The sequence below is a fragment of the Mycobacterium sp. MFM001 genome (genome assembly GCF_003402475.1).
Classification (GTDB): Bacteria; Actinomycetota; Actinomycetes; order Mycobacteriales; family Mycobacteriaceae; genus Mycobacterium.
On the sequence record NZ_BFAB01000009.1, the window covers coordinates 12101 to 26607 of the forward strand.

At 67.9% G+C, this 14507-nt stretch carries 8 protein-coding genes; 2 read left to right on the forward strand and 6 right to left on the reverse strand.

Annotated elements, in window-relative coordinates; all coding sequences use genetic code 11:
* Positions 1 to 66: 66 nt before the first annotated feature.
* A complete protein-coding gene (locus tag MFM001_RS16205) occupies positions 67 to 2565 on the reverse strand; it encodes an SEC-C metal-binding domain-containing protein (protein ID WP_371685553.1) in 2499 nt (832 codons plus the stop codon).
* Positions 2566 to 3112: 547 nt separating this feature from the next.
* Positions 3113 to 3823, reverse strand: coding sequence for a TVP38/TMEM64 family protein (locus MFM001_RS16210; RefSeq protein WP_116376316.1), 711 nt, complete (start codon positions 3821 to 3823; stop codon positions 3113 to 3115).
* 31 nt (positions 3824 to 3854) lie between these two features.
* Between MFM001_RS16210 and MFM001_RS16215 the strand changes: the two genes are divergently transcribed.
* Entirely contained in the window at positions 3855 to 4790 is a 936-nt protein-coding gene (locus MFM001_RS16215) for a class I SAM-dependent methyltransferase (protein WP_116376317.1), read from the forward strand.
* On the opposite strand, the gene MFM001_RS16220 is transcribed toward MFM001_RS16215, so the two are convergent.
* The gene (locus MFM001_RS16220) at positions 4787 to 5626 is read right to left on the reverse strand and encodes an NYN domain-containing protein (RefSeq protein ID WP_116376318.1); all 840 of its coding nucleotides are present in this window, start codon (positions 5624 to 5626) and stop codon (positions 4787 to 4789) included. The genes MFM001_RS16215 and MFM001_RS16220 overlap by 4 nt on opposite strands.
* A gap of 148 nt (positions 5627 to 5774) precedes the next feature.
* On the opposite strand from MFM001_RS16220, the gene MFM001_RS16225 reads away from it, so the two are divergent.
* On the forward strand, positions 5775 to 6356 hold the full coding sequence (locus tag MFM001_RS16225; RefSeq protein WP_238159238.1) for a TIGR03086 family metal-binding protein: 582 nt from the start codon (positions 5775 to 5777) through the stop codon (positions 6354 to 6356).
* A gap of 9 nt (positions 6357 to 6365) precedes the next feature.
* Here MFM001_RS16225 and recD read toward each other — a convergent pair whose 3' ends face one another.
* The 3 genes from recD to recC are packed head-to-tail and all read right to left on the reverse strand — an operon-like array spanning position 6366 to position 14505.
* Complete coding sequence (gene recD, locus MFM001_RS16230; protein ID WP_116376320.1) at positions 6366 to 8057, reverse strand: exodeoxyribonuclease V subunit alpha; 1692 nt, start codon at positions 8055 to 8057, stop codon at positions 6366 to 6368.
* A complete protein-coding gene (recB, locus tag MFM001_RS16235; protein WP_116376321.1) occupies positions 8054 to 11296 on the reverse strand; it encodes an exodeoxyribonuclease V subunit beta in 3243 nt (1080 codons plus the stop codon). The genes recD and recB overlap by 4 nt, the downstream gene beginning before the upstream one ends.
* Positions 11296 to 14505 (reverse strand): exodeoxyribonuclease V subunit gamma, encoded by a 3210-nt coding sequence (gene recC, locus MFM001_RS16240; RefSeq protein WP_116376322.1) that lies wholly within the window; start codon positions 14503 to 14505, stop codon positions 11296 to 11298. Before recC ends, recB begins: the two co-directional genes overlap by 1 nt.
* Positions 14506 to 14507: the final 2 nt, after the last annotated feature.

Below are 14507 nucleotides of genomic sequence, written 5' to 3' on the forward strand. Positions count from 1 at the left end.
CGACCACCGGTCCGTCGTGGACATACGGGTTGATGGCGGCCGGATTTCGGGCTGAAAAGCCGCTCGCTACAGCCCCAGCGCGGCGCGCAAGCGGTCGACGTCCATACCCCCGCGGCCCGCTGCGTCGGACGGGAAGCTGTCCAGCAGCTTGATCAGGTCACCGCGCCGGGTCGGGTCGTCGGCGGCCTGCCTCGGGGTGTGGCCGTCGAGCGCGGGAATGGGCTGATCCAGCCACTTGCTCTCGTAGCCACGGATGAATTCCTCAAGGGCCGCAGTCACTTTCGGATCGTCGTCATCGAACTCGTCGTCGCCGACACCAAACTCCTCGGCCAGCTCCGCAGCGTCGCGCGCGTCGCGCACCGGGCGGCGGAAATCGTCGAGCACCTTCATCTCGGGATCCAGCCGCGCCAAGGTGGCCAGCACCCGGTCCATCCGCTTCTCGCTGCTGGTCGCTACGTCCAGCGTGCTGCCCTGGAGGCTCATCGAGGCCCGAAGCCGCTGTGTCCCTTCGATTTCCACGTGCTCAAACCACTGCGGCTCGTCGGCGTCGACGCGGTCATAGGTGTCGTCCAACGCGGCCTCGATGCGGTCCGGGTCGCTGACGCGCACGGTAGCCTCGCAGATCGCCAACGGGTCGCCCTCGGCGTTGATCAGCGTCGGCGGTACGAACCGGCGGCTCAACTCCGCCACCAGCGTCACCGGGTCGGGTTCCGTGTCGAGCAGGTCGATCAGCCGGTCACGCTCATGCAGCGCAACGGGTTCCAGCCCACCGAAGAACTGCATGGTGTCGTCCCCGACGGGTATCGGGCGGGCGCAGATCAGCTGTCCGGGTTTCAGCGAACGGCTGGCCGTGCGCTCCTGCACCTCCTGGATGTCGCCGGTGCGCACGTCGCGCAGCGTGACGCTGTGGCCGGGTTGCACCCGTTCGACCTCGAACACCGACCGCTCCGCCAGTAGCCACTGCTCGGCGAGCAGCCGCTCGTCGTCGGGCAGCAGCGATCCGCGCACCTCGAGGAAATCCGCGAATGCGCCGCCCTCGAACAGCACGGCGTCCTGCACCAGCGGGTCGTTCATTGTCGCCCGCACTGCCTCGAGATCACCGTCGATGTGGCGGCAACGTTCGTAGGCCACCTCGGCCTGCAGCTCGCCCCAGCCGGCCAGCGCATGCTGGATCGCCTTCGCGTACAGCCAGCGCACCCGCTGGGGCAACGGCAGCTGCTCGCGTCCCAGGTGGCATTTCTTGTACTTGCGCCCAGAACCGCACCAGCACAGCTCATTTCGACCCAAGTCGGAGCGCGGCTCGGCGCGGTGCTGCTCCAGCAGTTCCACCAGCGGGTCGTCCGGGTCGGCGCCGGCGCGGCGCAACAACGCCAAACCCCGCTCGGAGTCGCCGCGATCGGAGGCGATGTGTGCCAGATCGAACAAAGGCAGCGGCCAGTCCGGATCCATCGACTCCGCGGCCAACAGCTCCCGTTCGGCCGCCTCGATGTCGCCGATGCGCTCGAGCGCCACCGCGCGCAGCCACCGGCACGCCACCCGCGCCGCGCGGGGCACCGTGGGCTCCAGCAGTTCGGCGAGCATGCCCAGCGCGGCGGCCCCGTCGTCGTACATGTCGACGGTCTCGGTCACGAGCAGCTCAGCGAGCTGGGGGTCGGCAAGCACGGCGCCGATCTCGCCGACCGATGCGGGCAACTCAGGTGACTGCTCCGCATCGAGCAGCTGCGCTATTCCCTGGTACAGTTCGATCAGCGTGTACAGCGCGGCCGCATCCTCGATGTCGAGGTCGTGAAGCTTGGCCAGCATTTCGCAGCGCTGCTCGAAACGCCAACGGTCGAAATCGAACCCGGCGGGTGCGAACGAATCCAGGCTGCGTACCAGCCCAAGGTCGTCGATGATCTCGGACAGCGGCGGCAGCGGCTCGGTGAACAATGCCGGGTCGTCGATGCACGCCGTCCATACCGCTGCGCCGATGTCGGTGGGCTCGTCGGCGTCGAGCATCGCGGCCAGTCGCTGGCCCACGTCGGCATCCGCGACGTCGCTGACCCGCTCGACCGCGAATCCCTGCTCGGCGAACCGCACGCCGACCAGATCGCCTTCGGCCATGCCCAATCGCGCCAGCGCGCCCGCGGTCAACAGCAGCACGCCCCCTTCGGGGACCGCCTCGTCTGGGATGCCGCGCTCTTCGAGCAACTCGTCGTCGTAGTCGACCATCACGACTCGCGCCGGCGACCCGTCGGCGAACCGCTGATACTGCTCGTACTCGCACAGTGTGGTGGTCGGCTCCAGATCGGGGCAGACGTTGAGAATGTCGTGGGCCAACTCGTCTGCGCTCAGCCGGTGGGTGAACACCCGCCCGGGCAGCACCGTCGGCAGCCACACCCACCGGTCGTCGACCAATTGTCTTGCCGGGAACTCGATTTCGAGGTGCAGCTCCTGCAGCGCCTCATCCGGATCGGCGATGCCGCGCTCGCGTAGCCGTCGTGCGATGTCGTCCTGGTGCAGTGGACCGTGTTCGGCCAAAATTTCCGCAAGCGCGGTGCCGGGTGCGTCAGCCACGCCGACCACCCTATGCCGCAGCTGGTGGGGCGTGAAGTCATCAGTGCGGGCGTCCGAAGTTGTCGGACCCTGTGGCGAGACTGGCGACGCGTTTCCAGACGATCAGATCGCCACTATCGTGGTCATTGACGAGCAGCGCAGACGTGGACCCGTGCAGATTCGGATCGTAGGAGAGGAGGTGCCGCAGTGGCTGCAGTAGATGCCGTCTACATTGCTGGCGCATCGTCGATGCGTGCTGCTGCAGACGCCATTTCCACCTTCCTGGAAGTACCCGTCTCAATGCTTGATGACGGCCGTCCCTACAGTCGCCACCCAAATTGTCGGAGCAACCACCGGCCCGGGCGGTCCGCCGCGGATGGCCCTCGACCGGACAGGATTTGGTTGTGCGAATCGCATCTGCCACACCAATCCCTCGATTTAACCGGTCCACAATGTGCCCGCCTCACAGCGACAATTAGGCGCCCAAGGGAGATTTGTCGCGCGTAGGCGGGCAACTCACTAGGTGGTTCGGTCGCGTGACTGGTGGGACGGAAGTGACCCAATGCCCGCCGGATACTCAGCGCGCCGCACCGTCCGGAAGCTCGCCGTCCTCGCCGGAGCGAGCATGCGCGCGCCATTTTCGGTATCCGCGGTGCGCTGCGAACGCGCCGACGACCGCCGTCACGCACCACACCGCAATCGCCGCGTAAGCCAACGCCGCCGACCGGTCCGCGATCGAGGCGCCCAACGAGGTGTAGACAAACGCCCGCGGCACCGAACCGATAAACGCGCCAACGGCCATCTGCCACAACGGAACTCCGAACGCGCCGAACGCATACGCGGCCAGCGCATCCGATATGCCGGGAACGAAGCGCTGGCCCACAACCGCCCACAGCCCGCCTCGTTCGATCAGCGCGTCGACGCGGTCCGCGCGTTCCGCACCCAATAGCGCCCGCGCGCTGTCTCGGCCCGCCCGGCGGCCGACCAGGCTCGCGACGACCGCCGTGCCCACCGTCGCACCCAGCGTCACCGCGATGCCCAGTACCGGACCGAACAGCAGCCCGCTGCCGGCGGCCAGCATCGGGCCCGGCACGAAGATCGCGCCGAGCACCGCCGACGCCACCACATAGGTGAGCGGCGCCGCTGGTCCCGTCGCCGCGACCGCGCGTCGCACCGCCTCGACGTCGACAATGTGCCTGATGGCGATCAGGTAGAACATCACGAGCAAGAAGGCGGCGAACACCGCGAGCCGCACAATGTGGCGTCGTCGCGAGGAGGTGGCGTTCATGCTGACCGCGATTCTTCCGTAAGGTCGAACCGTGGCGAGAACCGACAACGACACCTGGGAGATCACCGAGAGCGTGGGCGCGACGGCGCTGGGCGTGGCCGCCGCCCGCGCGGCGGAAACCGAGAGCGACGATCCGCTGATCAGCGATCCGTTCGCGCGGATTTTCCTCGACACCGTCGGCGACGGGGTGTGGAACTGGTACGAGGCTCCCGAGCTGCCCGCCGAGGTCGTCGAAGCCGAACCCGAGCTGCCGGCGCGGATGCGCACGCTGGTCGACTACTTCGCCTCGCGGACCGCCTTTTTCGACAACTTCTTCCTCGACGCCACCCGCGCGGGCATCCGTCAGGCGGTGATCCTGGCCGCGGGCCTGGACGCGCGGTCCTGGCGGCTGCCGTGGCCCGACGGCACGACGGTCTACGAACTCGACCAGCACAGGGTGCTGGACTTCAAGTCGTCGACGCTTCGGGAGCACGAGCCGACGTGCCATCGGGTCGAAGTCGCGGTGGACTTGCGCCACGATTGGCCAACGGCGTTGCTGCAGGCTGGTTTTGACGCATCCGCCCCGAGTGCCTGGTCGATCGAGGGGCTGCTGATGTACCTGCCGGCGGCGGCGCAAGACCTGCTGTTCACCCGCATCCAAGAGCTCGCGGCCGTCGGCAGCCGGATCGGCGTCGAGGCGCTCGGACCCAACTTCGCCGACCCCGAGGCAGTCGCGCAGCGACGCGAGCGCATGGAGCGGGTCCAGCAGTTGATGGCCAAGGTGGATCCGCAGCGCCAGGTCCCCCGCAGCGACCAGCTGTGGTACTTCGAGGAGCGCGAAGACGTCGGCGACTGGCTGCGCCGGCACGGCTGGGACGTGGCGGTGACGTCGGCCGACGAGCTGATGGCCGGCTACGGTCGTCAACCCGCCCAGGACACCGAGCAGGCCGCCCCGTGGAATCTGTTCGTGTCCGGGCAGCGGGTCTAGCGCAGCCGCACCATCCGCGTCGTCGAACTCTCGTCGAGCTCGACGAGATCCGAGCGGGACCGCAGAAAATCGCTGAAAGACTTGAATCCCAAAGCCTTTTCGCTGAACGACGGGTCCATCCGCTTCATCTGCGCTTTGACCGCGGAGTTGTGCAGCCATTCGGCGTCGTCTTTTTCCATGCCGATGCGCAGCGCGCGGGTCAGCAGACCGGTGGCCGCGGCCTGCGGGTCGGGCGGTAGCGGTTCCTCGGCGTTTTTGGTGCGCCGCTTGGGCGTTTGCGCGGGCTCGGGCACCGGGACGCCGGGCAACGCGTCGTAGGTGACGAACTCGTCGCACGCCGCGGCCAGCGCGCGGCTCGACGACCCGGCCACCCCGACGCCAACCACGTAGCGGCCCAGCCGTTTACAGCGCTGCGCCAACGGGATGTAGTCGGAGTCGCCGGCCACGATCACCACGTGGGTCAGGTCGGGCAGCCGGAACATGTCCTCGACCGCATCGACCGCCAGCCGGATGTCGGCGGCGTTCTTGCCATAGGCGGCCGCGGGGAACAGCTGCACCAGATCGACCGCGCGGCCCACCAGCTGCTCGCGGTAGCCGGTGTTGACCTCGGCCGACCAGTCCGCGTAGGCGCGGGTGAGCACCAGCGTGCCGAACGACGACGCGAAGTCGATGATGGCCCCGACGTCGACGGTGGCCCGCCCCAGCCGATCCTTGTCCAGGCCCTTGGCCTTGTCCTTCTGAAACGAATTGCGGCCATGGACCTGGTCGTAGCGCGAGATCACGATGTTGTCGAAGTCGAGGTAGACCGCGACACGTCCCGCATCGGCATCTGTCATGAGCCCAGTCTGTCAGCGTCCCGGGGCAGCGGTTGGCAAACTGCCCGGCCGCTAGAGGCCGCGACACTTAAATGGTTGCGACGACACGCCGATGCGCTTCGCAGTGAGTTAAGTTTCGCTGATGCCGACCCGGCGACAGGAGGAGCCAGTGAACGACGACACGGCCGCGCAGGTCGGCATTCGGACCACCGAGGCGATCGGCTTGCTCATCGACGCGGTAGAGCAGATACCCTCCGAAAGTTGGGATATGCCATCGAATCTCGAAGGCTGGAGTATCCGCGACCTAGTGGGTCACGTCACTGGCAGCGCGACCAAGGTTGTGACGCTTGTGGAGGGTGGCGACATCTGGCAGGGTCCTTCTGAGCCGGATGAGTGGAAATGCGACGACCCGGCCGCGCGGGTTCGTGAGCTGGCTGCCCGGTTGCAGGACGCACTGCCCGGCGCGGACCTGGACGCGATGCGGCCGTCGCCGCAGGGAGAGGTCCCGTTGCACCGGGCGCTGGCCTATCCCGTTGCCGACCTGGCCCTGCATAGCTGGGATCTGTACCGCTCACGGCAGCAGGCGTTCGAGCTTCCTGAGGACCTGCTGACGTTCTGCCGCCAGTTGGTGGAATCGGTGTCCGACGACATGCTGCGACGGCCCGGCGGGTTCGGCCCGGCACAACCGGTGCCCGAGAATGCGACGCCCACTGCCCGGCTGATGGCCTTTCTCGGGCGTTCAGTTGACTAGCAACAAGTACTAGACCGCTTGCAGCCGCTTCGCCAATCCGCTTGCTCGCGCCACCCGCCGCTCAATCGCGGCCCGGACCGACGCCTCTGATCCGACCACGCGCACCTTTCGCTTCGCGCGGGTCACCGCGGTGTAGAACAACTCACGGGTCAACAGCCGCGAATCCTCCGACGGCATCAGCACGGTGACCTCGTCGGCCTGGCTGCCCTGAGACTTGTGAATCGTCATCGCGTGCATGGTGTCGACGTCGGAAAGACGGCTGATCGAAAAGTCAAGTGGTCCAGTGGCACCCGAGATAACGGCACGAAGGCCATCAGGACCTGCGACTACCACACCGGTGTCGCCGTTGTAGACGCGTAATCCGTAGTCGTTCGCTGTCACCAGTAGTGGCCGTCCGGCGTACCACTCCGACCAGGGCGGCAGACCGGTTTCCTCGGACAGCCATTTCTCGATCTGACGGTTCCATTGCCGCACGCCAAAGGGACCCTCCCGGTGCGCGCACAGCAGCCGGTGCTCGTCCAGGATCGCCAGCGCTACGTCGACGGCGCCCAATACTGCGGCTTCGTGCAGCCGAACTACCTGCGGCACCAAGATCGAACGCAGCCGATCTGTCTCGTTGATGAACTCGATGTGCTCGTCGCCTGATCGCAGCAACTCCAACACGCGATCCGTGTCGCCGAGCCGGATTGCGTCGGCAAGGGAGCCTATCGACTGCCCAAACCGGTGCGACGTCCGCAACGCCGCCACTCGCGCATCGGCGCGCGCGGAAAGTCCGTCGACCAAGTCCGCCAGCACCGCCCCGGCCTCCACTGACGCCAACTGGTCCGCGTCACCGACGAAAATCAACCGTGCGTCCGGCCGTACTGCCTCCAGCAGTCGTGCCATCATGGTCAGCGACACCATCGATGTCTCGTCGACCACAATCACGTCGTGCGGCAACCGGTTTCCGCGATTGTGGCGAAACCGCGAGGAGGTCTTCAGTTTGGAGCCGAGTAGCCGATGCAGAGTCACCGCCTGCAACCCGCCGAGCCGTGACCGGTCGACGGCATCCAGTTTCTCGACCTCGATTGCCACCGCCTCTTGCAGCCGCGCCGCCGCCTTGCCTGTGGGCGCGGTCAGCGCAACGCGCGGCCTTGCCGGCCCGGCTTGTTCGGCCAGCAGCGCCAAGAGCCGCGCGACCGTCGTGGTCTTCCCGGTGCCTGGTCCACCGGTCAGCACCGTAACCGACTGCGAGAGCGCAATTTCCGCCGCCTCGCGCTGCTCCTCGAACCCCGATGGGAAGAGCCGTGCGAGATCCGGGAACTTGTTCGTCGGCTGCGCGGAGAGTAAGCCGAGCAGGTCGTCGCACACTTGCTTCTCCTCGCGCCAGTACCGGTCGAGGTAGAGCAGCCGGTCGTCGTAGAGATGCAGCACCGGCGGCTCGCCGAGCAACGCGCTGCCGCGTACGGTCGACAGCCAGTCCGCGGGCTCTGGCCACGGCAGTTCGTCCCCGCCGATGGCGGTCGCAATGCTGGATAGGTCCACGCACACCGAACCGCCGCGCAGCGCACGTACCGCGAGAGCGACCGCCAGGGCCACCCGCTCGTCGCGTTCTTCACCCAGCTCGCAGATCCGTTTCGCCACATGCGCATCCGCGATGTCGAGCACTCCGGCCTCGCCGAAGGTCTGCAGGATGCCGGTGCTGCCGATGGCAAGCGTCATGCTGCCTGCCTTCCCTGGTCGAGCAGGTCCGACAACGCCACCACAAGCTCCGCCGGCGGCTGCCAACTGAACGCACCGCAGCCCGGTGTGTCGGGACCGCACATGCCGCGGATGAACAGATACAGCACCCCGCCCAGATGCACAGCAGGGTCGTAATCGGGCTGGCGTTGTTGCAAGAACCGATGGAGGACAACGACATACAGCAGGGCTTGCAGCGGATAGTCGGAATGCAGCATGGCTTCGACCAGCCGCGGCTCGGTGTATTCGGACGCCGCATCGCCCAGGTAGTTGGTCTTGTAATCCACCACCAGATAGCGTGGCCCGGGGAGCCGCAGCACTACGTCGATCGAGCCGGCCAGATACCCGCGAAGGGACTGGCCGCCCAATCCGGGGGATGTCAGCCGGTCGGCATATGCCGCCAACAGGTCACCGGCAGGCAAGTGTCCCCGCAGCAGGTCGCCGACGTCATGCAGCGACACGTCCGGGACGGAGCCGCGCAGGTCGCCACCGGCCAGCGGGATCTCGAAGTCCAACTCCCGCAACCGGTCCCGCATACCGATCTGGCGAAGGGTCAACCCGGCGGCCAGCGATCCCAGTGAGGTGTCGTGCATCGGCACCAGCGCAGCCGCCAGATCGGCAGCGGCGACGTCGACCGGCCACCACACCATGTGCCGCCGCACCTGCTTCTCGAGCTCGGCCACCAGATCCGGCGCGGACGGATCTGCCGTCTCCAATACCGCATGGACCAGCGACCCGAAAGTCGCACCGGCCGGCTTACCCGCCAGTGGCGAGACGACGTCCAAACCCGGACTCGGAGGCGTGAGCACCACGCTTTCCACCTCATCGTCACGCGTCCCGACCTCCGGCTCACTCTCCACGCCGATCGGCTCTGCGCCGCGCACCAGCGCCGAATACGACGTCCGCCGCCAGGCGGTGTCGATCGCGCGGTGGAAGTGCCGCACCTCGAAGTGGGGGATAGGTGGTGCGCCGGGAGCGGCCGATGGTGTGACGATCACCGATTCCTCCACCGAGGGGCCGCCCGCGGCCTCCCATTGCTTGAACACCGCCCAGGCATCCTCGTCGGTGATCCGCGGTGCGCACCGGTCTGGTACCTCGGCCTGATCGACGCTGCGGCCGCGCAGCAGTCGCGACAGCCCGCCGTTCACTTCGTCTTTGGTCGGTGCCCACCACGCCACCACCTGCGACTGCGCGCGGGTCAGCGCGACGTAGGTGACCCGAATGTTGTTGCGTGCTTCCTCGGCCCGGTACAGGTCGAGAACACTGGTCGGTGCGCTACCGCCGATGTACAGGCAGCGCTTGTCGGTGTCGTCGTGGTAGAGCAAGATGTCGTCGGCGCGGACAAAGCGGTTGAACGCGAACGGCAAGTACACGATCGGGAACTGCAGTCCCTTGGCCACGAATACCGTCATGATCTGCACCGCGGCCGCATCACTGTCCAGGCGGCGGTTGTGCTCGGATACACGGCTGCGGGTGTCGCACTGGCGTCGCAGCCAATCCCGCAGCGCCGTAAGGCTGTAGCGTTCCCGGTGCGCGACCTCGTGCAGCAACTGCGCAATGTGGGCCAGGTCGGTCATGTGGCGCTCACCGCCGTGCTGGGCCAGTACCCGGCGACCCATACCGCGCAGCTGCGCGGCCTCGAACACCGCCGCCACCCCGCGCAGCCGGGCGTGGTTGGCCCACTCCCGGACTAAGCCCGCCACCCGGTCGGTCAGCGCATCACCTTCGGCAGCAAGGGTTTCCGCGGTTTCCCCGAAGAACATCGTGCACGCCGCGGCGCGGACCAGACCGCTGCGGTGCGGCGCGTCGAACGCCTCCAGCAGACACAGCCAGTCCTTAGCGGCCTGCGAGTCAAACACGTCAGTGTCGCCCGTGTAGATCGCCGGAATCCCGGCCGACGCCAGAGCATCCCGGCAGGCGCGGGCGTCCTTGTGCTGCTCGACGATCACCGCGATATCCCCGGCCCGAACCGGCCGGCCGTCATAGGTGGCGCCGCTGGCCAAGAGCGCTGCGACGTCGGCGGCCAGGTCGGCGGGAATGTGGCGGCGCAGCACGTCGATCGGAACGTTGTCGTCATCGTCATATCCGAGAGTCGGCCGCTTGACGACGCGCAGTCGAAACGGTGCGTTGCGCGGCGCACCGGCCAGCCGACACCCATCATGATGCGCATCGATGTCGTGAACGACGATCTCGGGGTGGCCGAGCGCCGCGCCGCGCAGCACGGTCTGCAGGCTGTCGACGAGCACGCGGTCGCTGCGCCAGTTGACACCGAGCGTGTAGCGGGTGTCGGCGTCGCGGGCGGCCTTCAGATACGTGTAGATGTCGCCACCGCGGAACCCGTAGATGGCCTGCTTGGGGTCGCCGATCAGGATCAGCGTCGAGTGTCCGCTGAACGCGCACTCCAGTACCCGCCACTGGATGGGGTCGGTGTCTTGAAACTCGTCGACCAGCACGATCCGCCAGCGCCGCCGCATCCGGTCCCGGGCCGGAGAGTCCTCGGCTTCAAGGGCTTTCGCAAGCCGGGTGAGCAAGTCGTCGTAGCCGAGGATGCGCAGCCGACGCTTGCGGCGCTCGAGTTCATCGATCACCGCGCCGGCGAACCGCAGTCGAATTCCGGCTTCGCTGTCCGGGGCTGGGTCGAGCGGTCGCCAGACCGCGCACGGATCCTCCACGACTTCGCGGGCCAGCGCGAGCGCCTGCTTGTAGCTGAGCGCCGGCTGGTCCTCGGCCCGCCCGAACTGCGCGAGATAGAGGTCGTCGACGATCTCGGTGACCAGATCGTCGAGGCTTTCCTGCAGCTTGACGTCGGCAGCGGTATCACCGGCCACGCCAAGCGATCTCAGCACCCGGCCACAGAACTCGTGTGTGGTGGCGATGGTGGCCGCATCGAAGTTGGCCAGGGCGTCACGTAGCCGCCGCTGCCGGGTCGCGCGGTCGCTGCCGCTCAGCAAGTGCTCGACAAGGTTATTGCCGGCGGGCGCGCGGCCCTCGAGCGCGGACACCGCCTCGACGATCTGACCGCGGACCCGCTCGCGCAACTCGCGGCTGGCATTGCGGTTGAACGTGATCAGCAGCATCTCGTCGAGCGTCACGTCTGTCTCGGCGAGATAGCGGGTAACCAAACCGGCCAGCGCGAACGTCTTGCCGGTGCCGGCGCTGGCCTCCAGCACGGTGGTGGACCCGCTTTTGGGCAGCGGACCCCGTATGTCGAAGCGGTCCATCAGCCCGGCTTCCCTTCGGCGGCCAATAGCGGCAGCCAGAGTCTTTCTGCAAGCGGACCAAGTCCATGGTCGACCAACACGTCGAAGCGCGGATTGGACCCCCAGACCCGGACGTGCGCCTTCTCGCTGTCCTCGCCGTCGTGAGAACTGCTGCTCTCCCACTTGCTGCGCGCGAACCTGACCGGATCCCGTCCGCGGTAACGCTTTTCCGCCCACGCGTAGGACGTCTTCAGGGGCAGCGGGAGCGGCTCGCGATGGCCGGTGTCGAACAGCATGACCAGATCGCCGAGCACCGCCAGCGGATCGGGCGGTGCGTGCAAGCAGCACGCGTCGACACTGTCGTTCGAACCGCGCCCGATGCAAATGGCAGTCCAGTCGCGATCCGGGTCGCCGGCGGCAAGCGCGACCAGCGAAATCCACGCCTGCAACTTGTGTTTCGGGCCCAGCCGTGAGTAGCTCACCTCGACGATCCGATTGCCGAACACGCGGTTCACCGTGCCCGTGACGCGTCGGCCATTGTCGAGGTCGACGGCGACGTCATGAGCTCGCGCGTGCACCCGTTGATGGCGCAGCGCGGAGATCGCCAGCTGGACAGCTTGGCCGCTGATCTCATGGGCCTTGCGCCACCCCAGCCGCCCGGGCGGCAGCGTGCCGCGACGCCACTCGGCCTCCTTGGCCACCTCGAGGTCCATGCCGCGCAACATGTCGTGCAGCATGCGGTCGCCGACGGCCCACTCTTGCAGCGGGCTGATGTCGACCGGCATCGCATCCTCGACGCTGTCGACGTCCCACGGCAACGTGTAGTCGAGCTGACGGAAGAACCCCTTGACCGGGTCCTTGAAAAAGTCGAGCAGGTCGGCCAGGACCACATCGTTTATGGGCGGAGCGGGCAGCTGATCGGTAAAAAACCGTTGGGGTGCAGTGCGTTTCCCGGCAGCTGCTTCGGCGGCTGCCAAGGCGGTGGGATCGAAGCTGAACGGCCGGCGGGGCACCAACGCGCCAGGGATGACGTTGTGGCGGTCGAACGGCTGCAGCGGGTGTTTGGTCAGGACGTGTTCCCGTACCGGCTGCTCGGTGGTCTGGTCCAGCGCGTCGAGCAACTCCGCCAACGGCACCGCCGGAGGGCGTGGATGCCCGGCATGTTCGTCGGCTCCGCTGTAGGTGATTACCAACGTCTCGGTGGCCGCACAGATGGCGTCGAGCAGCAGTTGGCGGTCCTCCGAACGGATGTCACGCTCACCGGTCATCGGCTGCCAGGTCAGCACGTCGTCACCGTCGGGGACACTCAGCCGCGGGAAAACGCCGTCGTCGAGGCCGAGCAGGCACACCACCCGGTGCGGCACCGAGCGCATCGGCACCATGGTGCACACGGTCAGCGTGCCGGTGCGGAAGTTGGCCCGCGTGGGGCGCCCGGCCAATTGCGTCGACAGCAGCGCGCGAACGTCGGCCAGCCGCATCAGTGTCGACGCGCGAGACCCGGCCTGCTTGAGCACGTCGCCGAATTCGCGCTGCAACTGGGCTTCCTGCCACGCCTCCCCGGGGCAGGTGAGCAGGGCAACGCCTTCCGACAAGGTCTCGAGCCAATCGCTCAATGGCTTTGTGCCGCTGAGTCGTTCGACCACATGATGCAGGCGCTCGACGAACTCGGTCAGCCGCCCGGCCAGCTCCACCCCGTTGCTGCCGACGTCGTCGAGCGGCAGCGCGGCGCCCAGCCACGCCTGCGAGTCGTCCGACATCGCGACGCCGACCAGGATGCGGTCCAGCCCGAACCGCCAGGTGTTGTGCACGATGTGGTCGAGGCCGTACGGCGCGCGATGCGCCTTGTCGAACCCCCAGCGGATGTTGGCGTCCCGCACCCAGTCGGTGATGGCCTCGAGATCGTCGTCGGTGAACCCGAACCGGGCGCGAACCGGCTCGGCCTGGGCAAGGTTGAGCACCTGGCTGGCGGTCGCGCGGGTGCCGGCGATGGCGAGCAGTTCGGCGGCGGTCGCGAGCAGCGGGTTGGTCTGGGTGAGCGCGCGGTCGGCGAGCCGGACCCGCAGCCGGTGCGCCGGATGGCTGTCACCCGCCGTCTCGCCGAGCCCGAAGCCCGCGACGATCAGCGGCGCATAGGTCTCGATGTCCGGGCACATCACCACGATGTCGCGCGGCTCTAGCGTCGGGTCGTCCTCCAGCAGGCCGAGCAGCACCTCGCGCAGCACGTCGACCTGCCGCGCGGGGCCGTGGCAGCTGTGCACCTGCACCGAGCGGTCGGTTTCGGCCGGCACACGCCCCGATGACTGCACCGCGTTGGCCGCGATGTCGGCCTGTAGCCAGCCCAGCAGCGTGTCGGGTTTGGTTGCGCCGGAAAGGTATTCGTCGGTCGCGGGATTGGTGGGCAGGCTGCGCTGCAGCTCGCGCAGATCCCGGCCGAGGGTTTCCAGCAGTGGATGCTGCGCCTTGTGCCGGCTGGTGTCTTCGGCGCGCGGGACAGCGCCGTGCACACCCTGCAAAGCCCGCCACAGCTCGTCGCTCGGATGCGGCAGCCACAGGTGCAGGTCGTGGTGGGTGGCCAGCGCGTCGAGCAGCTCCACCTCGGTGCAGGCCAGCCGGGTGTGCCCGAACAGCGACAGCCTTTCGGGCAGATCGGTAGGGCCCTCGCGCAGCCGGGCCAGCGTCTTCTGGTGCCGAAGGTGCGGCGGGTCGGCGGGCATCGCGGCGACGAGCGCCCGCCACAATTCGGGCTGCCAGGCCAGGTCGGGGTCAACGCCGGCGCGTCCGTCGAGCCAGTCGACCAGCAGCTGCGGGCGCTGCCGGGCATACGACGCGAACAGCCCCGCCAGCCGTCGCGCCACCGAATACCTTCGGCCGCGGCGCAAGTCGTCGTCGTCCGAGCGGCCCAGATGCGTTGCCAGCGTGCGGCACCACGGCTCGTCCAGGGAGCAGTCGATGACCTCCAGCAGCGGCCACGTCATGGCCTCCGGCGACCACGGGTCGTCGTCGACGGTCCCGGTGATCTCGGCGATCAGCGACGCCGGGCTGCGGAACGCGACCCCGGCGCAGACCCCGAGCCTCTGCGCGAGCCGCTGGCTCAGCCACCGCTCCACCCCGCGCGCCGGCACCAGCACCAGTTCCTCGGCGAACGGGTCGGGCAGCGGGTCGGCCAGCAGGGCACCGAGCCCGTCGGCGAGCAAATCGGTACGTTCGGCACGGTGGAGATGAAGCGCCATTG

Excerpts from the sequence above, each read along its gene's own strand:
- MFM001_RS16210 (WP_116376316.1), bottom strand. The coding sequence starts at position 3,823 with ATGAACGCCACCTCCTCGCGACGACGCCACATTGTGCGGCTCGCGGTG.
- MFM001_RS16220 (WP_116376318.1), bottom strand. The coding sequence starts at position 5,626 with ATGACAGATGCCGATGCGGGACGTGTCGCGGTCTACCTCGACTTCGAC.
- recD (WP_116376320.1), bottom strand. The coding sequence starts at position 8,057 with ATGACGCTTGCCATCGGCAGCACCGGCATCCTGCAGACCTTCGGCGAG.
- recB (WP_116376321.1), bottom strand. The coding sequence starts at position 11,296 with ATGGACCGCTTCGACATACGGGGTCCGCTGCCCAAAAGCGGGTCCACC.
- recC (WP_116376322.1), bottom strand. The coding sequence starts at position 14,505 with ATGGCGCTTCATCTCCACCGTGCCGAACGTACCGATTTGCTCGCCGAC.